Genomic DNA, 23,121 nt, shown 5'->3' with positions numbered 1-23,121 from the left:
ATCTATTAACTACATTTGCACTCTTGGTCAAAAAATTATGGTTTCATCAGAAGAAAATATAGAAGTTTTAGGTGCTAGGGTACATAACCTTAAAAATATTGATGTAACTATACCTAGAGAAAAATTGGTAGTCATCACTGGTTTATCTGGTAGTGGAAAATCTTCACTGGCATTTGACACCATATATGCCGAAGGGCAACGTAGATATATTGAGACGTTTTCTGCCTATGCTAGGCAGTTTTTAGGTGGTTTGGAACGCCCAGATGTAGACAAAATTGATGGGCTATCTCCGGTAATTGCCATTGAACAAAAAACAACCAGTAAAAGTCCGCGTAGTACTGTAGGAACGATAACCGAGATCTATGATTTCTTAAGATTACTTTTTGCAAGAGCTAGCGATGCCTACAGTTACAATACTGGCGAAAAGATGGTCAGCTATAGTGATGAGCAAATCAAAGATTTAATTATTGAATCTTTTCAAGGCAAACGGATTAATATACTTGCCCCTGTTGTTCGGTCAAGAAAAGGACATTATAGAGAGCTTTTTGAGCAAATTGGCAAACAAGGCTTTGTTAAAGTAAGAGCCGACGGAGAAATAAAAGATATTGTTAAAGGGCTTAAACTTGATCGTTATAAAACCCACGATATCGAAATCGTTATTGATAGATTGATTCCTGATGCCTCCAAGGACAATTCCAAACGATTAATGGAAACCATCAATACAGCGATGTATCACGGTGATGATGTTCTGATGGTATTAGATCAAGATACAAATGAAACTCGATTTTTTAGTAGAAATTTAATGTGTCCATCCACAGGAATTTCTTACCCTAATCCCGAGCCAAATAATTTTTCTTTTAACTCCCCTAAGGGTGCCTGCCCTAAGTGTAACGGTATCGGTACTTTACACGAAGTAAATCTCAAGAAAATAATTCCTGATGAAGGAAAATCAATAAAAAGTGGTGGTTTAGCCCCACACGGCGCACAAAAGAATAATTGGGCCTTTAAACAGTTGGAACTAATCGCACAACGCTTTAACTTTAAATTGAGTGACCCTATCAAATCCATTCCTAATGAAGCCATGGATATGATCTTACACGGAGGTAAAGAAAAATTCTCAGTAGATAGCAAAACCCTTGGTGTTACACGCGAGTATAAAATAGACTTTGAAGGAGTAGCTACATTTATTGAGCAAACCTATCACAAAAATGATTCAACCTCTTTGAGAAGATGGGCCAAGGAATACATGGATAAAGTAGTATGTTCTGAGTGTCAGGGATCCAGACTTAGAAAAGAATCACTTTATTTTAAAGTAAACGCAAAAAGCATAGCTGATTTAGCACAAATGGATATTAGCGAGTTAGCAGATTGGTTTTCGAAGTTGCCTTCAGAATTATCAGAAAAACAGCAAAAAATTGCAAGTGAAATTCTTAAAGAAATTAATGCCCGACTCCAGTTTTTAATAGATGTTGGACTCACCTATTTATCGCTCAATCGAAGCAGTAAATCCTTATCCGGTGGAGAGGCTCAGCGTATACGGCTTGCTACACAAATTGGCTCGCAGCTTGTTGGGGTCTTATATATTTTAGATGAGCCAAGCATCGGGTTACATCAAAGAGATAATGAAAAATTAATTAATTCGCTAGAACAGCTTAGAGACATAGGCAACTCTGTTATCGTGGTAGAACACGATAAAGATATGATAGAAAGAGCAGACCACGTTATCGATATTGGACCAAGAGCAGGTAGACACGGTGGTGAAATTATTAGTCAGGGCACTCCAAAAGAGATAAAAAAACACCATACCCTCACAGCAGACTATCTTAGTGGTGCAAAGGAAATTGAAATTCCTGAGAAAAGAAGAAAAGGTAACGGTAAGTCTATATCACTTAAAGGGGCTACGGGTAATAACCTTAAAAATGTCAGCGTTGACATACCTTTAGGTAAAATGATTGCGGTTACTGGTGTTTCTGGTAGTGGTAAGTCTACTTTAATTAATGAAACCCTTTACCCTATTTTGAATGCGCATTATTTTAATGGGGTAAAAAAACCAATGCCGTATAAGAGCATTAAAGGTTTAGATCACGCTGATAAAGTAATAGATATTAATCAATCACCTATTGGTAGAACACCTCGATCTAACCCAGCTACGTATACCGGAGTATTTTCTGAAATACGTAGTCTTTTTGCTAAGACTCCTGAAGCTATGATACGGGGTTACAAACCCGGTCGATTTAGCTTTAATGTTACTGGAGGACGTTGCGAAACTTGCAAAGGCGGTGGTCTGCGTGTAATAGAAATGAATTTTTTACCGGATGTCTATGTGGAATGCGAAACCTGTCAGGGCAAGAGATTTAATAGAGAAACCCTAGAAATACGATACAAAGGAAAGTCCATTGCAGATATTTTAGAAATGACTATTAATGAAGCGTGTAGCTTTTTTGAACCTATTCCCAAAATTCATAGAAAGGTAAAAACAATACAAAACGTTGGTTTAGGCTACATTACCCTTGGGCAACAATCCACTACCCTATCTGGTGGTGAAGCTCAACGCATCAAATTAGCTACTGAATTATCCAAAAGGGATACCGGAAACACTTTCTATATCCTGGATGAACCCACAACTGGGTTACATTTTGAAGATATTAGGGTACTAATGAATGTACTCAACACCTTAGTAGACAAAGGAAATACAGTATTGATAATTGAACATAATCTCGATGTAATCAAAATGGCAGACTATATTATTGACATCGGTTATGAGGGTGGAAAAAATGGAGGAAAAGTAGTAGCGACCGGAACCCCCGAAGAAATAATAAAGGACAAAAAAAGTTATACCGCAAGGTTTTTAAAAAAGGAATTAAAGCATACATAGAAGATGAGAAAAGAACAACATCATAAGGGTTGGAACGAGATTAAAACCAATGACTCCTGGGCAATATTCAAGATTATGGGAGAATTTGTTAACGGTTTTGAAAAAATGAGCCGTATCGGACCTTGTGTTTCCATATTTGGTTCAGCAAGAACAAAAATTGATACTAAATATTACCAATTAGCAGTTGACATTGCAAAAGAAATTGTAGATCACGGCTACGGAGTAATTACCGGTGGTGGACCAGGTATTATGGAAGCTGGTAATAAAGGTGCACACCTAGCAGGCGGAACCTCCGTAGGGCTAAACATTGATTTACCCTTTGAACAACACGATAATCCTTATATCGATAGTGATAAAAGCTTAGATTTTGATTATTTCTTTGTAAGAAAGGTAATGTTTGTAAAATATTCTCAAGGCTTTGTAGTAATGCCTGGGGGCTTTGGAACATTAGATGAATTATTCGAAGCGATAACTTTAATACAAACTAAAAAAATTGATAAGTTTCCAATAATCCTGGTAGGAACAGAATTTTGGAGTGGATTGATCGATTGGGTTAAATCTACACTACTGGATAGTTTTAAAAACATTAGTCCCGGTGATATGGATCTAATTCACGTAGTTGATACTCCGGAAGAGGTTTTGGCAATCTTAGACAAATTCTACGGCGAATATAACTTAAGTCCTAATTTCTAAACGTTATTACATTTATAGAATGAATATTCGTTGCAATAGCCTATCGCTAGTAGTGTTTTTGACACTACTCTGTAGTTCCCTTGGGTTTGGACAGTCGGTTATCAAAACCATGTTTTATAATGTTTTGAATTATCCCACGGCACCACCATCAAATAGAGAAGTATACTTGGAAACAATTATTGATTCCTACGAACCTGATTTGTTTATGATTTGCGAATTAGAAAACGAAACAGGTGCCGATGAAATTTTAAATGATGCCATGAATGATGACGGGCAAATATATTCTAGAGCACCTTTTTTATCCAATTTTTCAAATTCTGATGTAGAATTACATCAAATTATATTTTTTAATAATAAGAAATTAAAGCTACTCAATAGCGAAAGAATTAGTAACACAATCAGAGACATCAATTGGTATACTTTACAATTTATTACCGAAAACCAAGAAACTAACCCTATTTACTTAGAGGTTTTTGTAGCTCATCTTAAAGCTAGTCAAGGGATAGATAACGAAAACAAAAGGCTGGAAATGGTCGAAGGCTTTATCGACAATCTACCGAATCTTGCTGAAGATGCTTATGTACTTTTTGCAGGTGACTTTAATTTATATTCTTCAGATGAACCTGCTTATCAGGCGTTATTGAACCCTGATAATCCAATTATTATGGTAGACCCTATAAATACACCAGGCGATTGGCACACTAATAGCACATTTAGCGATTTACATACACAAAGTACCCGTCTTAGTAATAATGAATTTGATAATTTTGGTGCAGGTGGAGGACTCGATGATCGCTTTGATTTTATTATGATGTCTCAAAACCTATCATCCGATCCTGTTTTGCACTATAACGAAGGCTCTTATGCGGCCTATGGCAACAATGAAAACTGCTATAATAAGCGCATTGATGATGCAGAATGCACAGGCACATATAGCTCTGAACTTAGACAAGCCTTGTATCAGGTAAGTGACCACCTACCAGTAGTCATGGAATTGACATTAGAAGAAGCGCTTTTATCCACCTATGATTTTAACTACATTTCGGCATCCATAACCTTAGAACCTAATTTAGTTGAAAATCAATTAAATGTTCGCATTAATAGTTCTGGTGAAGAAATATTTTTTGATATTTACAACGTACTAGGACAAAAACTAAGGTCATTTAGTGCTTCCAATGGGATAAAGACTATTAGTATTGACAATCTAGCAGAAGGTTTATACTACCTCAAGCCTCTTGGAATAAATCACAAAACATTAAAATTTTATAAAAAAACTTGACTCTAAAAAAGCTTCTTTATTGTAGTATTCTTATTTCGTGCCAGTTTATAAGCGCTCAGCACCGGATTGGCATTGAAGCAAGTTTGGATGATAAAAAGAAAATAATTGCAATAGACCAAACTATTGAATACCACAACACCTCTAGTGATACACTTACGGAAATATTTTTTTTAGACTGGGCGAATGCGTTTAGCGGAAAAACCACCGAGCTAGGAAAAAGATTTTCTGAAGACTTTTTAAAGCGTTTTTATTATGCTAAAGAGGAAGAAAGAGGAAGAACTGTAATACAATCCTTTACTTCTAATGATAAATACCTTACCTGGAATAGATATAAAGATCTATCAGATATTATACAGGTACAACTTAATAGTCCTTTACTTCCGGGAGAAAGAGTTTCATTTCAATTAACCTATCAGGTTAAAATTCCAAGTGAAAAATTTACGCGCTACGGTTATTACGATAATGGAAATTTTCATTTAAAATATTGGCACATCATCCCAGCGGTATATACTGATAATTGGGTTTTGTATAGTCATAAAAATCTTGATGACTTATACGCTCCAATGATGGATTACGATATTAAGCTTACGTTTTCAGATAAATACACACTGAAAACAGAATTAAACTCAAATTCCCAAACAGCAACCAACTCTAAAAAAACAATTGCGCTATCCGGGGCTAATCGAAACAAAGTAGATCTGTATTTTGTACAGCAAGATTTATTCTATTCTTTTGATCTTGGGCATACTGAGTTTTTAAGTGACATTGAAGATAATGATCTGGGCAATGAAATGAAGTTAGTAGCAACCCAACGAATATTTGATTTCTTAGAATTTCGCTTAGGATCTTACCCTTTTGATAAGCTAATGGTATCAGAAAGTGATTATAAAAATAATCCTGTATACGGACTAAATCAACTTCCTGACTTTTTACGTCCATTTCCCGATGGTTTCCAATATGAGGTGAAGCAACTAAAAAGTATTACGGAAGCTTATTTGGAAAACACTCTGTTTATAAACCCACGCGAGGAAGCTTGGGTGGTAGATGGGATTCATATTTTATTAATGATTGATTACGTCAATCAATATTATCCAAAAATGAAAATTGTGGGCAATCTAAGCGAAATATTTGGACTTAGATGGTTCCACTTGGCAGACTTAGAATTTAACGATCAATATTATCTTGCCTATAAAAATATGGCGCGACTAATGCTCGATCAACCGCTCAATACTCCTAAAGATCGCTTAGTTAAATTTAACGCTAACATCGCTAATGCCTATAAGGCCGGTATCGGTTTTAAATATCTCGAAGATTATCTTGAAGATGATAACATTATACAAAATAGCATTCGGGAGTTTTATGAAAAGTACAGCCTGAAGTATGCTACTCAGCATAATTTTAAGGAAATTCTAACCAAAAATTCTAGTACTAAAAGTGTAGCCTGGTTTTTTGAAGATTATATACCTACTAAAGAAAAATTAGACTTTAAAATAAAGAAAGTCAAAAAGCGTGAAGATTCTTTGGAGGTCACCATCAAAAACTTTAGAAATAATGCTATGCCTATATCATTGGCAGGAATACGTGATGATCAACTGATTTCAAAAACCTGGATAGAAAGTGTGCCTGGTACAAAAAAAATAACCATAGCCAATCCAGACCTGGATAAATTAGCTTTGGATTATGAACAAAAAGTACCTGAAATAAATCGTAGAAATAATTACAGAAACTTAAAATGGATCTTTAACCGTCCTTTACAATTCCGCTTTTTTCAAGATGCGGAGGACCCTAGATATAGTCAGGTATTTTTTATACCAGAATTTGAATTTAATATTTATGACGGCTTCACGGTAGGTTCTAAGTTTTACAACACTACCCTCATACGTAGAGATTTTAATTATAAAATAACGCCTTTCTATGGTATAAAATCAAATAAATTACTTGGATCTGCAGGCTTTTCATATCGTCACCAAATAGGTGATCACGATCTTTATATGATTAAATATATTTTTAGCGGTAATATGTTTAGTTATGCACCAGATCTACTTTTTAGAAGGTTTTCGCCTACTATACAGTTCTTTTATCGTCCAGAAGATTTAAGGTCTAATCAAGGACAGGTAACCACTATACGTAGTATTAATGTGTTGCGCGAAAGAAATGAGGAGAATCCTGTAACCACACCTGATTATAGTGTTTTTAATGTAAGACATCAATTTTCTGATTTTAATTTGACCAACTTCAAATCTTTTTTGGTTGATTATCAAATTGCCAAGAATTTTAGTAAAATATCTACTACCCTTAATTATCGAAAACTATTTCTAAACAACAGACAAATCAACTTGAGATTCTTTGCAGGTACATTTTTATATAACGATACCGAAAAAGATGGGGATTTTTTCAGTTTTGCACTAGACAGACCCACCGATTACTTATTTGACTACAGTTACTTGGGTCGAAGTGAGGATACAGGATTCACGAGTCAACAAATTATATTAGCAGAAGGAGGTTTTAAGTCCAAACTTGACAATCAATTCGCCAATCAATGGATTACTACCTTTAATGCAGATACTAATATCTGGAATTGGATTTACCTGTATGGAGATGTTGGTTTCATAAAGAATAGAAATGTTGCTCCAGAGTTTGTTTATGATTCTGGAATACGCTTAAGCCTAGTTCAGGATTATTTTGAGGTTTTCTTTCCCCTTTACTCTAATAAAGGTTGGGAAGTAGGACAACCCGATTATGACGAACGAATTCGTTTTATTGTGACCCTAAGTCCTGAAACGCTGATTAAGCTCTTTACTAGAGAATGGTATTAAACGGACTAAAAATCTAAAAATATTGAATATTTGTTAATGAAAAACTAATAATTAGCTTTAAAACAATAATTATTCAATAAAAAACCTAAATATTTAAAATATACTCAAAAACTTAACAGCACTCCATCTTGCTTTTGAATGACTTTTTAGTTAAATTTGCAAACCTTTAAAATTCGTTCACATGCAGCCTGAAACACTATCTAAAACCAATATTTCTTTTGAAGAATATAGAAATCAAATACTTAGAGATTTCAAAATTGCTGTTACAAGTAGAGAATGTAGTCTACTGGGAAGACGTGAAGTATTAACCGGTAAATCAAAGTTTGGAATTTTTGGTGGTGGTAAAGAACTACCACAATTGGCTATGGCTAGAGTTTTTAAAAATGGAGACTTTAGGTCTGGCTATTACAGAGACCAAACATTTATGATGGCCATTGATAAATATACGGTCAATCAATTCTTTGCAGGATTATACGCACATACGGATATCGAGAAAGAGCCCTTTGCAGCAGGAAGACAAATGGGTGGACACTTTGCTACACACAGTTTGAATGAAGATGGAAGCTGGAAAAAGTTAACGGAACAGAAAAACTCAAGCTCCGATATTTCTCCTACTGCTGGTCAAATGCCTAGATTACTAGGGCTAGCACAAGCTTCGAAAGTTTATCGAAATGAAAAAACCGTTCAAGGATGGGATAATTTTTCGATTAACGGAAATGAAGTAGCTTGGGGAACTATCGGTAATGCCAGTACCAGCGAAGGACTATTTTGGGAAACTGTAAATGCCGGTGGTGTTCTTCAGGTACCCATGGTGATCAGTATTTGGGATGATGAATATGGAATATCAGTACACGCTAAGCATCAAACCACCAAAGAAAATATTTCTGCTATACTCGAAGGTTTTAAAAGAGATGAACATACTGAAGGCTACGAAATCTTAGTCGTAAATGGATGGGACTACCCTGCGCTAATTGAAGCCTACGAAAATGCGGAGAAGCTTGCCAGAGAAAATCACGTTCCGGTAATCATACACGTTAAAGAACTAACACAACCACAAGGACATTCGACTTCGGGATCGCACGAAAGATATAAGAGTGAAGAGCGATTAAAATGGGAAAAAGAACACGATTGTATCAAAAAGTTCAAAGAGTGGATCATTGAGCACGAAATAGCTACTGAAGAGGAGGCGATACAAATTGAAAAAGAGTGCAAAAAAGAAGTTCGAAAAGGAAAGACCGAAGCTTGGAACGAATTTATTGCTGAAATTAAAGCAGAACAGCAAGAAGCACTTGCTCAATTAAATGCCCTGGTAGCTAACAGCAGTAATAAAAATTTTATTGCACCACTTGTCAAAACCTTAAGTGACAAGGACGAACCGATTAGAAAAGATATTCTTGAAGCTACTCGCAAAGCATTGCGCTATGTAGTTAAAGAAAATTTACCCGAAAAGAAAGCTTTGCAAAATTGGATTAATTCCTATATCGAAAAAATTCAGCCTAAGTATAGTGATCACCTTTACAACGAATACGATTCTAAAGTAACCAATGTACAAGAGGTTAAACCAGTGTTTAACGAGGACTCGGAACTTGTCGATGGTCGAATTATCATTAGAGATAACTTTGATAAACTATTTAACCGTATTCCCGAAGCCCTTATTTTTGGAGAAGACAGTGGTAAAATTGGTGATGTAAACCAAGGTTTAGAAGGCCTACAGGATAAATATGGAGAAATCCGTGTATCTGATGCAGGGATTAGAGAGGCTACCATTGTCGGTCAGGGAATCGGAATGGCTATGCGTGGTCTACGACCTATTGCAGAGATTCAATATTTAGATTACATTTTATACTGTGTACAAGGTCTAAGTGACGATCTTGCTACACTAAGATACAGAACGTTTGCAAGACAAAAAGCACCGTTAATCATTAGAACCCGAGGTCATCGTCTGGAAGGAATTTGGCATTCAGGCTCACAAATGGGTGGATTAATTCACTTATTAAGAGGAATTCATATTCTGGTACCAAGAAATATGACTAAGGCAGCTGGATTCTATAACACCCTTATGGAAAGTGATGAACCAGCAGTGGTAGTAGAATGTCTTAATGGGTATCGTTTAAAAGAAAAAATGCCTGCTAACCTTGAAGAAATAAGAACACCATTAGGTGTTGTAGAAACCTTAAAAGAAGGTAAAGACATGACCTTAGTGTCTTATGGATCTACACTAAGACTGGTAGAACAAGCAGCAAAAGAATTATTAGCAGTTGGTATCGATGCAGAAGTAATTGATGTACAATCGTTACTACCATTTGATATCGCCAAAGATATCAGTAAAAGTGTTGCTAAGACCAATAGATTGTTGATTATAGACGAGGATGTACCAGGTGGTGCTACCGGATACATTTTACAACAACTTATGGATAACCAAAATATTTATAGATATCTTGACAGTAAACCAGAAACACTAAGTGCACAACCGCATCGACCTGCTTTTGGTACGGATGGAGATTATTTTAGTAAACCATCTGCAGAAGATATTTTTGAAAAAGTTTACCAAATTATGCACGAGGTGAATCCTAAAGAATATCCTCAATTGAGGTAATTACCTTTTCAATTTAAGTATAGTAAAGTAGCATTGTAATATCATTTTACAATGCTACTTGCTTTTTATAGCAAGTCGATATAGTTAAAGGAAGTAATTAAAATGGATTTTCAATCTTAACCCGTTCACCTTTTAAATATGAGATTACAAAAATTTTATTAGAAAAACCTGCGCGAATCAATTGTCTCCTAAAGTAACGTGCTTCTTTTACAGTCTCAAACAAACCTAGACTAAGTTTAAAAAAATCTTCCCCTTCGTAGACCAATGCATTGGAAAATTTATCAGTAATAGAAGCAATTTTTTCTTCTCTAAAAGACTGTACTTGCACAGAGTAAATAGTATCTTCAGCAATCAACTTTCGATACAAATAAATATTTCGTAGATCCTGCAATTTTACATTGGTCTTCTTTAGTGCTTTTATTTCCTCCTTTAAAGAATCTATAATTACTTCGTTGCGCTCCTCTGTTACACTTGATATCGTAGAGAAATTATCAATTGAATCGGGCCCAGAAAATGCATAAGTGTATATCAAATACCCAGAAAATAAAACTACTAGCACAACACAAGTAATTCTAAGCTTATGCGCTAACACATTAGCATTTTTTAGCTTTTGATCTTTCAAATCCAATAAGCCTTTTAACTTTTCCTGCTCCACTTGTGATTCTTCGATCTTATCATGGAGCCCTATTAAATCTTCTTCTTTAATGATTGGCATTATGTGGGATATTTGAGTTCGTTATATTCTAAATTTGTGTTAGCTCTTTATAGTTAACTATTAAATTCATTCATTATTACCAAGACTCTGGCTTATTTATGGCAGTATTTGATGACCACTAGTATACTCAACTCAAAAAAGAGTAGAAAAATGATATCTCTACTCTTTGATTCTTATCTTATGTTAAAAAAAAGTAATTGAGTAGTTCACTATTGAAAACATAATGGTTTTAAATCCATTGACCTCAGAAACTCTAAGGAATCCATTTGATATCCTTAAAATTTGGTTTACGCTTTTCTAAAAAAGCATTTCTACCTTCTTTAGCTTCATCGGTCATATACGCCAATCTCGTGGCTTCTCCGGCAAAAACTTGTTGCCCAACCATTCCATCATCCGTTAAATTCATGGCAAATTTGAGCATCTTTATAGAGGTAGGGGATTTTGCCAATATCTCTTGAGCCCATTGATATGCCGTATCTTCTAATTCCGCATGCGGTATAACGGCATTAACCATTCCCATTTCATACGCATCCTGTGCAGAATAGTTTCGCCCTAAAAAGAATATCTCTCTGGCCTTCTTTTGTCCCACCATTTTTGCTAGATAAGCAGAACCATATCCACCATCAAAACTGGTAACATCTGCATCGGTTTGTTTAAAGATTGCATGTTCTTTACTGGCAAGAGTCATATCACAAACTACGTGTAAACTATGTCCGCCACCAACAGCCCATCCTGGAACTACTGCTATCACTACTTTTGGCATAAAGCGAATTAATCGTTGTACTTCTAAAATATTAAGACGGTGTCTTCCATCTTCTCCGACATAACCCTGGTGTCCCCTAGCCTTTTGGTCTCCTCCACTACAAAAACTATACACACCATCTTTGGAAGAAGGTCCCTCCGCAGATAATAAGATTACTCCTATTGATGTATCCTCCTGTGCATCATAAAATGCATCATACAACTCGCTTGTTGTATTTGGCCTAAAAGCATTTCGAACATCAGGTCTATTAAAGGCAATTCTTGCTACACCATCACATTTTTTGTAGGTTATATCCTTATATTCTTTGGCTATTTTCCAGTCTATAGTACTCATGAGTTTTTATTTTAATTCAAAAATATAATAATAAATACTATACTCCTATTCCGAGCTATACTTTAGGTAGTGAACTACAAGATTTTTGATATCTTAGCATTAAAATTATTTATTTTATGAAATTGATAGGTATATTTTCTTTGTTATTCTTTTGTGCTTTTAGTCAAGCGCAAGAACTACAGGAATACGGTATACCGATACCAGAGGTACGATCGTCCTTAAGCAATTTAAAAGAAATCAAATCTGAAACCAATTTTGTACTTACTGAAGTTGATCTTTCTAGAGACTTGAGAAGAGAGGCGTTTAGAGATCAATTTTCGATGGTACTCGAAGAAAAGCCTAAATATAAAACGGTAACCCCTAATTATAATATTGCTATTCCTGAAAGTAACGTTAAAGTATATATCAACGCCTTCAATACGGACCGCTTAAATAACCGTACCTATACTAGTGGAATAAAAAATAATGCTTACAAAGATGCTAGTACTTATTCAGGTTTATTTTGCCCACAAACTGGACAACGTATTTTCTAAGCATCTTCTTCAATAAGTCTTATACCTTCTGGTTCAATAACAATTATCCGAGATTTATATAAAGATCCGATTGCTCTTTTAAAACTTTTTTTACTGAGTTGAAAGGCTTCTTTAATATCCTCTGGAGCAGATTTATCATTTAGTCTTAAAAATCCACCGCTAGCTTTAAGCTTCTCCAAAACTTTTTCGGCATCGGGTTCAATACCTCTAAAACCGTGTCTTCGTAGTGTCAAATCAATTTTACCATCCGGCCGTACTTTTTTGACATATCCTTTTAAACGATCTCCGGGAGAAAGTTTTTGAAAAATATCATCCGAAAACACTAATCCAATATGTTTTTCATTTACAATCATATTCCATCCGTTTGGTGATGGATGAGAGGCAATAAGATCTACCTGATCATATGGAGCAAGCAATACTAAATTATTAGAAAGAAACTTATTGGTTTTACTTGAAGCTGCTAACCTATTGGTTTCCTCATCTAAGTACACATATACCAAGTATTTATAACCTTCTTTCATACGTGATGCCTGTTCCTTAAAGGGAACAAAAAGCTCTTTATCTAATCCCCAATCCAAAAATGCTCCTATTTCTGAAACACTAGTACATTTTAAAACAGCAAAGCTATTAACTGTGGCATAGGGTTTTTGGGTAGTTGCGATGATTCTTTCTTCATTATCCAAATAAATAAATACCTCAATCATGTCTTCGATCTCAAAATCTTCAGGCACAAATTTATTTGGCAATAACACATCATTTCCATCTTCATCCTCTAAGAACAATCCTGGATCTCGTTCTCTAACAATCTTTAATGTATTATATTTTCCTAGCTCTAACATGTAATCCTATTTATTTTGTGGACAAAGATAGCTTTATTAAAATGTTTATACCATAGCTATAAATTAAAAAAGCATCGAAAATTCGATGCTTTTTTATATATGTGATAGGCGTATTAATTATAAACAGCTTCTTTACCGAAGTGTTTAGTTAATAAATAATAAACTACTGCTCTATATTTGTTTCTGTTTGAAGCGCCATACTGCTCGATTACAGCATTTATCGCATCATCAAGCTTGGTATCATCTTTTAAACCTAATTTTTTGATTAAAAAATTCTTTTTCACGGTTTCTAATTCAGATTTATCTGTACCGGAAACAGTTGCCGCGTCAGCGTTATAGATAGCGGGACCACAACCAATAGTCACTTTGGTTAATAGATCCATATCAGGTGTCTGTCCTAATTTATCCTTAATATCTGCAGCATATTTTTCGATTAGTTCATCTCTTTTACTCATAAGATTTAATTTTAGAAATTTGGTTCATAGATATACTCTTAAAAATAATGTTTATACACTACACCTACCTCGTTAACATATATTAAAAATTAGTGAAATTAGATGAAGTTCTTAAAATAATCGATCAACGTAGCATCATTTGCAGTTCTGGGGGTAAATACTTCTAAAATCGCTGGTTTTTGATTTCGTTGAAATAATAAAGTTAATCCTTCACTCAACTCCTTTTCATTTTGTGCTTGATAATATGTCATGTTATACATAGCACATAAATGTTTAGCCGTTAAGGAATGACTAGTTTCAAAAAAACGTTCGAAATTTTCGGTATTTTCTTTTCCCGGTAAAATTCTAAAAATACCGCCACCCGCATTATTAATGATGATAATTTTAAAATTCGCTGGTATATATGTATTCCACAACGCATTACTGTCATAAAAAAAGCTCAAATCACCAGTTATTAAAGTACAAGATGACTCAGATACCACCGCTCCACCAATGGCCGTAGATGTACTTCCGTCTATTCCACTAGTACCTCTATTGCAAAACACTTTAAAGCTAGGATTTAGGGTAAATAATTGTGCATACCGTACGGTTGAGCTGTTACTGAGATGGATCATCTCATTATCGGGCAGCATTTTAAAAATTTGTTCATATGCCTTCAAGTCTGTGAAGTCTACTGTATCTAAATAAACTTCGTGTTGTTCTCTTCTGGAATCTCTTACTGCAATCCACTTTTCTTTATAAATTTTCTCCTGTGGATTCGTATGAGGCATAAAAGCTTCGAAAAAGGAGTTAGGAGCCATTTTAACATGTTCTGTTAAACAGAAATACGTATCAAAAGCTTTTTTTTCATCAATATGCCAATGTTTTTGGGGTTGATAGTTACGTAAAAAAGCCTTGATTCGTTTAGAAACGACCATACCACCAATTGTTAGTAGAATATCTGGTTGTAATTCCTCAAACTCCTCAACGGTCAACGTAGATATCAGCTGATCAATACAATTGATATGTGTAGAATGATAAATATTTGAAGTCGTTTCAGTTAATACTAAAGTAGAAGGATCCTTAGCAAATCTATTTAGCCATTTATCTGCTACAGCTCCGGGCGTATTTACCCCGATTAAGATCATTTTTTTCGACGCGGCATTCCAATCCGTTACCATTTCGTCCAATAATGTATTTTCCAATTGAAACTTTGACCGCTCTAAAGGAATGTTTTTTGGATTTACGGTAGGCATTTCTACCCGATCATATAAAGGCTCATAAAAAGGAATGTTGATATGCACCGGGCCTTTACGTTCAATAGCTGTATTAAGGGCGATATTAATTTCGCGCTGATTATGTTTTTGAGCTTCGTGCTGTTTACGGCGTACTTGAGGATCAATTATTTCCTGACTCGAAAAAATCTCTGAATATAAATTCGCAGAGTATAAGATATGATTCTCAAATACATTTTTTTGCCTGATAGTCTGTCCATCACCTATGTCAATTCGCTCTATAGGTCGATCTGCACTTAGCACCACTAATGGAATATCACTATAATAAGCTTCAGCTATCGCCGGGTAATAATTCAACAAAGCACTACCCGATGTACAAACTAATGCTACAGGCTTACCTAATTGTTGGGCCATACCTAAGGCAAAGAAAGCAGCACACCTTTCATCTACAATACTATAACAGTGCATATTAGGGTTTTCTGAAAAACCTATGGTTAATGGTGCATTTCTACTACCGGGCGATATAACAATACGACTTATGCCTTTAGCCTCGCACAATGCCACTACGGCTTGTGCTAATGGTATTTTGGAATATAATTTTCTTTTCATTGCTATTGTAAAAATACAACCTGTGCTTACATTTCCCAAAGGAAAAACTTGCTATTATAGATTACAGAAAAGTCACTTTTGAATAATTAAGATAATCCTAGTACGTTTTTCATAGTACCGGCTTTTTTAACCGTCTCCTTCCACTCCTCTTCAGGATCAGAATCCAACGTAATACCTCCCCCTATGTATAACAAAACCTTATCCGGTTGCAATTCCATACATCGTAGGTTTACAAAAAGATCAATCAACTTCCGCTCAGCATCTTCCGCTATGATCCCTAAAAACCCAGTATAAAATTTACGAGGATATCCTTCGTGTTGTAAAATGAAATTTTTAGCAGCATCTTTTGGTAATCCACAAACTGCTGGTGTTGGATGCAGGGCTTGTATGAGCTTAGCATTGGAAACTGTTTCCTTTTTTACTGCTTTGATATCCGATCTGATATGCCATAAATTTCCTGCCCTCACTGTGTAAGGACTTGTAACGTTTAGTGTTTTACTTACCGGTTGTAAAGATGCTACAATAAAATCTGTAACCAGTTGCTGTTCGTTCTTTTCTTTAGCTCTCCAATGCACCTCCTCATCAGGTAGATACGCTTGTGTACCCGCCAATGCCATGGTAGTCAACTCATTGTCCGTTAAGGAAAAAAAAGTCTCAGGTGTAGCTCCTGCCCACATCCCAACTTGCGGATGGTACCATACATATACAAAGGCATTGGGATAGGTATTTAGCATACGTTCAAAAATCAATATGTAGTTTTCGCGATTTTTCTGGGCTATGGTCTCTTTTCTAGAAAGTACAACCTTTTTGAACTTGCCTTCTTTTATGGCTGTTATACCCTTTTCAACCAAACGTAAATGAGTAACTTTACTTGCTTCTAGTTCTAATGCTGTTTCACCTATTTCTGTACTCTTATCAGATTCTGAAGGTTGAAAAATAGCCTTAATTTGCTTACTGGCTGTTTTAGGAATGATATATGATTCCGTTAAGTCAAACGACGCCATCACAAACCCATTGGTCTTATAGTTCGCTGTGAAATGAAGTATACTATCCTGCTGCAAATAAGCATAAACTTCTGATATGTCAGGTTTACGATAGATTACAAATGGTAAATCTGCTTGATATTGCGAAGTGATGTGTTCTGTAAACTCAATAAACGTCATCAGTTACCCTTTTTTAGGTAGTGCAATTGTGGTTAACTTTACTACAGAAATAAGTTGATTATCTTCATCGGTAATCTTTATATTCCATAATTGAGTAGTTCTTCCTTTATGAATAAATTCGGCTTTGGCATATACATAGCCATCCTTAACACTCTTAACGTGATTGGCTGCGATTTCTAACCCTCTAATATAAAAGTTATCGATATCTAAAAATACGTGCGATGCAGCACTCCCTACGCTTTCTGCTAAGGCTACCATAGCCCCACCATGCAGTAATCCATCAGGTTGATGCACTCTGGGTGTTACTGGCATCTTTGCAATTAAAAAGTCCGGACCAACCTCACAATACTCGATTGCTAAGGTTTCCATCAGTGTATTCTTACTGATTTTATTACATGCTTCGAGAATATGTTTTTGAGAATCAGAATTCATGTTTATTTTTTTAGCTAAAATAAGGATAGATCTTTAGCTTTTTAAACTTAGGCTTACTTTTTAAACAGTTCTTTGCCCTTCTCTAAAATTCCAGTAATATTGTGAATCCTTTGAAATCCTATATAGAATAACTATGTCTACCATAAAAGAACATTTAGTTTCTTACCAAAGTACCAATAGCTATAGTACTTTACATAAATTATCAGCTACTACTGAGAATGTTTGGATTGTTTTTCACGGAATCGGCTATCTAAGTCGATATTTCATCCGCTTGTTCAATCATTTAGATTCCGATAAAAACTATATCATTGCTCCCCAGGCACCATCTAAATATTATAAAGGAGAAGATTATAGAAAAGTAGGCTCAAGTTGGCTGACTAAAGAAAATACGGCTATCGATAAGCAAAATGTCTTAGCCTACGTGGATGCCATTATCGAACACGAAAATATTCCGGAAGATAAGAATCTCATTGTATTAGGCTATTCTCAAGGAGTTAGCATTGCCAGTAGGTGGGTAACTAGCCGAAAAACAAAATGTGATAGTTTACTATTTGTGTCTGGTGGTTTCCCAAAGGAACTAGGTAAAGAAGATGTCGCTTTTCTTGAAAACCAAACGCGTATCATACATATACTTGGGGAAAAAGATCCGTATTTTAATATTGAAAAAATAGATCAGGAAAAGGACAGGTTGATTCAATTAATGCCCACTATAGAATTTAGAACTCACGATGGTGGACATGAGCTTAACCCTGAATCATTACAAGATATTCTTTAAAGAGATTTATGATGGTAAGGATTTCAAAATTTCACGGCTTCTTACCGTATCATAGATAATTTGTAGTTCTTTGATTTTGTTATTCTTATCTAAAACAATAAGATCCACTACTTTAAAATCAACTATTTCCTTATTGCGCATCGTCCATCGGTAATCAAAAACCAGCGTAAATCGATTTGAGTTTTTTTCTTCAAAAACTCCATCAAGTTTTAGTTCTGAAGAGACTGTATCTTTAAACAAATTCCTATAAAATTCGGTAGCTTTTCTTTCGCCATATAGTGGAGAAATAATCTTAGCATCTTCGCTACATAAAGACAGAATCTCAGTAAGATTAGCTTCTTGTAAATACTGAAGATATAGTTGTGCTATTTCTTGTTTAGAATTCATGGTACTTTTAGCCTTTAAATTACAAAAAAAAGCCGCCCTTTTGAGGGCGGCTACAACAAATGCTCAAACTAAAATCCTAAAAAAGGAGGTTTTACTTGGGCATCTATATAAGTTATGCATGTTGTTCATCATGCTTTCCTTCATAAACTTCTTCTACCAGTTTATCATTAAATGCTTTTAAATCTTCTGGTGATCTACTGGTTACAAATCCTTGATCTACTACAACTTCTTTATCCATCCAAATAGCGCCTGCATTCATTAAATCTTTCTTAATCGCGCTAAACGATGTCATTTTTCGATTTTCTACCACTTCCGCATCAATTAAAATTTGCGGTCCGTGGCAAATTGCCGCTACTGGTTTCTCTTGTTTAAAAAAGTCGCGTACAAAGGTTATTGCATTCTCATCTCTTCTTAATTGATCTGGATTAATTACTCCTCCCGGTAATACTAAAGCATTGTAGTCTGAAGCAGTTACTTCATCTAGTGTCTTATCAACTTCAAAAGTAGAACCCCAATTTCCGTCTTTCCAACTTTTTATGGATCCTTTTTCTAAACTAATAATATGAGTTTCAAATCCCTCTTTATCTAATGCAGCTTTAGGACTTGTCAACTCTACTTCTTCAAAACCATTTGTCGCTAAAATTGCTATTCTCTTCTTCATGTGTGAAATTTTAATTATTAAACTTGATTTATAATAAACTACAAATTATTAATCCTTCAGTATGATAAAGGAGTTATAAAAAACACGGTAATAGTGTTATAGTTATTTTAAAAAAGTTTAAGATTAAAAAACTTATGTTAATAGCAGGTTCTTATGCTATTTTATAAATATCTATCTTGAATAACAGACAGGTGATGTGCTTGATGACCAGCTATGATATAGCCGATTGCTCTTACACTAATCCCAGCACCGCTTGCGACTCCCATTAGCTTTAAAGCGTCATTATTAAAACGATTAAATAAACTTAGAGTGCTTTCTCTAACCGCAGTAAATTCTTGCAATAATTCTTGTTTGGTATAGGATTTAGCATTGCTGTAGGGTACATATTCATCATGTTGAAAACCCGGTAAAGGGGTTGTATCTCCCCTACCAATTCTGAAAGCACGATAACTAAAAACTCTTTCGGTATCAATTAAGTGAAGTAACACTTCAGCAATGGTCCATTTACCTTCAGCATAACTAAAGTGAAACTTCTCATTAGGTATTTGAACTACAAAGTCAATAAAACGCTGTTTTCCCAATTGAAGGCCTTTAGTAATATTGGCATCTTCTACAAGATTGATATAGTGTTGATAATAGGAATCATATTCCTTTTCATTTGGTTTGAGTGTCATACGGCAGAAAAATTTGAGGTGGAAAATTAGTAATTCCACCTCAAACTAATGTAATTATTGTTATATGTTTATGCGGAATTTCTACTTGCATTGATGTTACCAAACAATGATCGGGTTACCATTTTTTCATAAGTATTTAATTCTTTAGTATCCGCTTCTACCTTCGATCTATTAATATCCTGAATTTTTTTCAAGGCATACTGCTGAATTGTCAATAAAGGCAACACAATTTTTTCTCTAACATCAATGGAAGCCTTACCAGCAGGTTCGTGTTGCATAAGTTGCTTAAAATCCGTTAACTTTAAAATTAATTCTTTTGAGAGTTGGTATTCATCATAAATGATATTCCAGAATGCACCATACTCCGGGTCATTCTTCATATACGCTGTAAGTTCAAAAAAGGACTTAGACAAACTCATCATACTATTACCAATAAGTGCTCTAAAAAACGCAGATTCTTTATATAGCGTTTTTACCTTATCAAATTCCCCTCTATCTTCGAAAGCTTTTATCGCGGTACCTACCCCATAAAATCCAGGTACATTTTGTTTCAATTGACTCCAACTACCTACAAAAGGAATCGCTCTAAGATCACTGAATACCAAGGAATCACTCTTTCCTCGCTTTGATGGTCGGCTACCTATATTGGCTTTTCCATAAAATTTAAGGGTACTCATATGCTCTAAATACGAAAGGAATTTAGGATGATTCTTAAAATCGGTATACGTTTGATAGCTGATATCCGCTAACTCTTGCATCACAGCTTTATTACCATCGGAAAATCTGTTTTCTTCATTTCCAGATAATTCATTTTCAATTCCTGCACCTAATAACTGCTCTAGATTATATTGACAGGAATCTAAAGTTCCAAAATTTGAGCTTATGGTTTGTCCTTGTACCGTCAGCTGGATTTGCTCATCCTCAATAGTTGGGCCTAACGAAGCGTAAAATTGATTGGTATTACCCCCACCTCTGGCAGGTGGTCCTCCTCTACCATCAAAGAATATCACTTTGACATCATATTTTCTAGAGATTGCAGTTAAGGCTTCTTTGGCTTTAAAAATAGCCCAGTTCGCCATCAGATACCCTCCATCTTTTGTTCCGTCCGAAAAACCAAGCATTATGGTTTGTTTCATATCACGCTTTTGTAGGTGTTCCATATACACAGGGTTGGCATATAATTTTTCCATCACCTGATCTGCTACTTTTAAATCAGGAACTGTTTCAAATAACGGAATCACATCTACCGTAGGGTTACTCCAATCACATAGTCGTATCAACGCAAAGGTTTCTAAAACATTCAATTCATTTCCATTATTACTAATGATATACCTATTGGTTGCCCGCTCGCCATTATCCGCCTGAATGGTTTTCATGGCATAAATTGATTCTAAAGTGGCTTTAGTAATATCGTCTTCAAAATCTGATGGATCCAAACTTCCTTCTACGGAGGTTAACACGTCCATTTTATCTGCATCGGATAAAGATTCGTAATCCGCTGGAAAAATACCTAAATCCAATGCTTTGGTTTTTTCAACCACAGACATCAATACCTGATGGTGAATCCTTGCATCTTGTCGGATATCAAGGGTGGCAAAATGAAACCCAAATATCTTTACCTTATTTATTAGGTCTTGTAATTCGTCTAAGAAAAGTGACTGATGCTGTGATACCAGCTCCTCTCTTATGGACAGTAATTCCTGTAAAAAACCTTCTTGTGTCAATGGTAATGACGGATTAGGATAAGTAAAATTATCATACAAAGCCCGCTCGAGCTTTACTATTCGATCTTGTAGATTGCCAAAAGTAATTCTTCTTTTAAGCTCTCTTATATCTCTATAATAATTGATTAAAATTGTTTTGCGTAGCCGCTTGGCTACTTTTAGAGTAGTCTCTGTAGTTACAAAAGGATTACCATCTCTATCCCCACCAGGCCAAAACCCAAGATTGATCAAATCATTATCTATTTCTTCGGACTCAAATATATTTTGCTGTACATAATTATAAATGGCACTAGCAGAATGATAGAATACGTTTTCTAGATACCAGATGAGGCTAACTGCTTCATGGTATGGAGTTGGTTTTTCTTTTTTAAAGAAACCAGTTTTTCCTAATTGTGCCAATAAACTTTTAATACGCAATAAATCGTTACCTCGTATCGCTTTATCAAGATCGTGTATAATTCCTAAAACAGTACCAGGATAAAACTGAGTTGGATGAGCCGTAAGCGTTGGGCGTATTTTAAATTTCTTCAAATACGCTTTAAGCGCCTTTAGCTGTCCTTTAGCTTGTGCTTGTTCCTTAATGCTTCGGAGGGTTCCTCTACCGTCCATATTATTAACAATAGGAAATGCCGCATCCTCAATAGCATCAAAAAGTACCACTTGGCGTTCAATATATTGTATGAAACGAAACAAAAGATCATTCTTTTGCTCCTCAGTTGGATTATCTTGATACAGTTTAAAAAATTCTTCTACGATTTCAGTTGGTGTTTTATGATTGGCATAGCCTTTTTGGCATACCTCCTGAAAAAGTGGTAAAAGCACTCCTGTATTGGTAATCGTATCAAAAGGAAGTGTCATAAATATACTATTGTATATTTGATACTTAGCGAGTACATTTTCGTTAAATCGTTCTAATTTAGGTTTTCTTGCCATAGTTGTGGTGGTCAATGATTGTGTGGTTAAACAATTTTATAATAAAAAACCCCTTAAGCAATTACTTAAAGGGTTTCTATAGTTTATGGTAATGGAATACCCTTACATATCTTGAAAAATAGAGTGCATTAAACGCTTCTTATCATTAATGCTTTCCTCTAAAGAAATCATCGTTTCTGTTCTATATACTCCATCAATATCATCTAATTTAAAAATAATTTCTTTAGCATGATTGGTGTCTTTTGCTCTTACTTTACAAAAGATATTAAATTTGCCAGTAGTAATATGTGCTACTGTTACAAATGGAATATCATATATTCTTTCTAACACAAATTTGGTCTGTGAGGTATTTTGTAAGTAAATCCCAACATAGGCTATAAAAGAATATCCTAATTTTTTATAATCCAATGTCAGCGATGAACCTTCAATAATTCCGGCTTCTTCCATTTTCTTAACACGTACGTGCACCGTACCTGCAGAAATTAATAATTTTTTTGCAATATCCGTAAACGGTGTACGGGTATTTTCGATTAGCATGTCTAAGATCTGGTGATCAACTTCGTCTAATTTAAACTTGGCCATAGTAGTTCTATATTATTTTCCCGATTAATTAGATTGCAAATTTAGCAGAAAAATCGACTAATCACGATTT

General features: G+C 35.0%; 19 protein-coding genes. 7 read left to right on the top strand and 12 right to left on the bottom strand.

All coding sequences use genetic code 11. The annotated features are described in order from the left end of the window. Positions 1-37 precede the first annotated feature (37 nt). The 5 genes from uvrA (at position 38) to EV197_RS11010 (ending at position 10,259) form a co-directional block, all read left to right on the top strand. Positions 38-2,875: an excinuclease ABC subunit UvrA gene (uvrA, locus tag EV197_RS11030; protein WP_130286815.1), complete on the top strand. Its 2,838-nt coding sequence runs from the start codon at positions 38-40 to the stop codon at positions 2,873-2,875. Positions 2,876-2,878: 3 nt separating this feature from the next. Next, positions 2,879-3,568 carry an LOG family protein gene (locus tag EV197_RS11025; protein ID WP_130286814.1) on the top strand — a complete coding sequence of 230 codons (690 nt, stop codon included), beginning with the start codon at positions 2,879-2,881 and terminating at the stop codon, positions 3,566-3,568. Positions 3,569-3,587: 19 nt separating this feature from the next. Beyond that, positions 3,588-4,847 carry a hypothetical protein gene (locus EV197_RS11020; RefSeq protein ID WP_130286813.1) on the top strand — a complete coding sequence of 420 codons (1,260 nt, stop codon included), beginning with the start codon at positions 3,588-3,590 and terminating at the stop codon, positions 4,845-4,847. Continuing rightward, entirely contained in the window at positions 4,844-7,663 is a 2,820-nt protein-coding gene (locus EV197_RS11015; protein ID WP_130286812.1) for a gluzincin family metallopeptidase, read from the top strand. The genes EV197_RS11020 and EV197_RS11015 overlap by 4 nt, the downstream gene beginning before the upstream one ends. Before the next feature lie 181 nt (positions 7,664-7,844). Then, on the top strand, positions 7,845-10,259 hold the full coding sequence (locus tag EV197_RS11010; protein ID WP_130286811.1) for an alpha-ketoacid dehydrogenase subunit alpha/beta: 2,415 nt from the start codon (positions 7,845-7,847) through the stop codon (positions 10,257-10,259). Positions 10,260-10,356: 97 nt separating this feature from the next. Here the strand turns inward: EV197_RS11010 and EV197_RS11005 are convergent, their stop codons facing one another. Beyond that, the gene (locus EV197_RS11005) at positions 10,357-10,974 is read right to left on the bottom strand and encodes a hypothetical protein (protein ID WP_130286810.1); all 618 of its coding nucleotides are present in this window, start codon (positions 10,972-10,974) and stop codon (positions 10,357-10,359) included. A gap of 253 nt (positions 10,975-11,227) precedes the next feature. Beyond that, entirely contained in the window at positions 11,228-12,070 is an 843-nt protein-coding gene (locus EV197_RS11000; RefSeq protein ID WP_130286809.1) for a 1,4-dihydroxy-2-naphthoyl-CoA synthase, read from the bottom strand. Positions 12,071-12,186: 116 nt separating this feature from the next. On the opposite strand from EV197_RS11000, the gene EV197_RS10995 reads away from it, so the two are divergent. Next, positions 12,187-12,603: a hypothetical protein gene (locus tag EV197_RS10995; RefSeq protein ID WP_130286808.1), complete on the top strand. Its 417-nt coding sequence runs from the start codon at positions 12,187-12,189 to the stop codon at positions 12,601-12,603. Here the strand turns inward: EV197_RS10995 and EV197_RS10990 are convergent. The 5 genes from EV197_RS10990 to EV197_RS10970 all read right to left on the bottom strand — a co-directional run bounded on the left by EV197_RS10990 (position 12,600) and on the right by EV197_RS10970 (position 17,315). Continuing rightward, entirely contained in the window at positions 12,600-13,442 is an 843-nt protein-coding gene (locus EV197_RS10990) for a CvfB family protein (protein ID WP_130286807.1), read from the bottom strand. The genes EV197_RS10995 and EV197_RS10990 overlap by 4 nt on opposite strands. Positions 13,443-13,555: 113 nt before the next feature. Next, positions 13,556-13,897 (bottom strand): DUF2853 family protein, encoded by a 342-nt coding sequence (locus EV197_RS10985; RefSeq protein ID WP_130286806.1) that lies wholly within the window; start codon positions 13,895-13,897, stop codon positions 13,556-13,558. Between the two features lie 98 nt (positions 13,898-13,995). Then, entirely contained in the window at positions 13,996-15,720 is a 1,725-nt protein-coding gene (menD, locus tag EV197_RS10980; protein WP_130286805.1) for a 2-succinyl-5-enolpyruvyl-6-hydroxy-3-cyclohexene-1-carboxylic-acid synthase, read from the bottom strand. A gap of 86 nt (positions 15,721-15,806) precedes the next feature. Further along, positions 15,807-16,883: a chorismate-binding protein gene (locus EV197_RS10975; RefSeq protein ID WP_130286804.1), complete on the bottom strand. Its 1,077-nt coding sequence runs from the start codon at positions 16,881-16,883 to the stop codon at positions 15,807-15,809. Positions 16,884-16,886: 3 nt separating this feature from the next. Next, a complete protein-coding gene (locus EV197_RS10970; RefSeq protein WP_130286803.1) occupies positions 16,887-17,315 on the bottom strand; it encodes a PaaI family thioesterase in 429 nt (142 codons plus the stop codon). Between the two features lie 133 nt (positions 17,316-17,448). Here EV197_RS10970 and EV197_RS10965 point away from each other — a divergent pair, with 133 nt between their 5' ends. Beyond that, positions 17,449-18,090 carry an alpha/beta hydrolase gene (locus EV197_RS10965; protein WP_130286802.1) on the top strand — a complete coding sequence of 214 codons (642 nt, stop codon included), beginning with the start codon at positions 17,449-17,451 and terminating at the stop codon, positions 18,088-18,090. Positions 18,091-18,096: 6 nt separating this feature from the next. On the opposite strand, the gene EV197_RS10960 is transcribed toward EV197_RS10965, so the two are convergent. From EV197_RS10960 to EV197_RS10940, 5 genes are all read right to left on the bottom strand, one after another. Beyond that, positions 18,097-18,477, bottom strand: a complete 381-nt coding sequence (locus tag EV197_RS10960; RefSeq protein ID WP_130286801.1) for a nuclear transport factor 2 family protein — start codon at positions 18,475-18,477, stop codon at positions 18,097-18,099. Positions 18,478-18,589: 112 nt separating this feature from the next. Then, a complete protein-coding gene (locus EV197_RS10955; RefSeq protein WP_130286800.1) occupies positions 18,590-19,138 on the bottom strand; it encodes a type 1 glutamine amidotransferase domain-containing protein in 549 nt (182 codons plus the stop codon). 161 nt (positions 19,139-19,299) lie between these two features. After that, on the bottom strand, positions 19,300-19,812 hold the full coding sequence (locus EV197_RS10950) for a DinB family protein (RefSeq protein WP_130286799.1): 513 nt from the start codon (positions 19,810-19,812) through the stop codon (positions 19,300-19,302). A 68-nt stretch (positions 19,813-19,880) separates the two neighbouring features. Then, positions 19,881-22,469 (bottom strand): phosphoenolpyruvate carboxylase, encoded by a 2,589-nt coding sequence (locus EV197_RS10945; RefSeq protein ID WP_130286798.1) that lies wholly within the window; start codon positions 22,467-22,469, stop codon positions 19,881-19,883. 102 nt (positions 22,470-22,571) lie between these two features. Next, positions 22,572-23,051, bottom strand: a complete 480-nt coding sequence (locus EV197_RS10940) for an Lrp/AsnC family transcriptional regulator (RefSeq protein ID WP_130286797.1) — start codon at positions 23,049-23,051, stop codon at positions 22,572-22,574. Positions 23,052-23,121: the final 70 nt, after the last annotated feature.

Source organism: Aquimarina brevivitae, assembly GCF_004216895.1.
GTDB classification, from domain to species: domain Bacteria; phylum Bacteroidota; class Bacteroidia; order Flavobacteriales; family Flavobacteriaceae; genus Aquimarina; species Aquimarina brevivitae.
The sequence above is the reverse complement of the archived record's forward strand: the minus strand, read 5'-3'. Positions and strand labels throughout refer to the sequence as shown.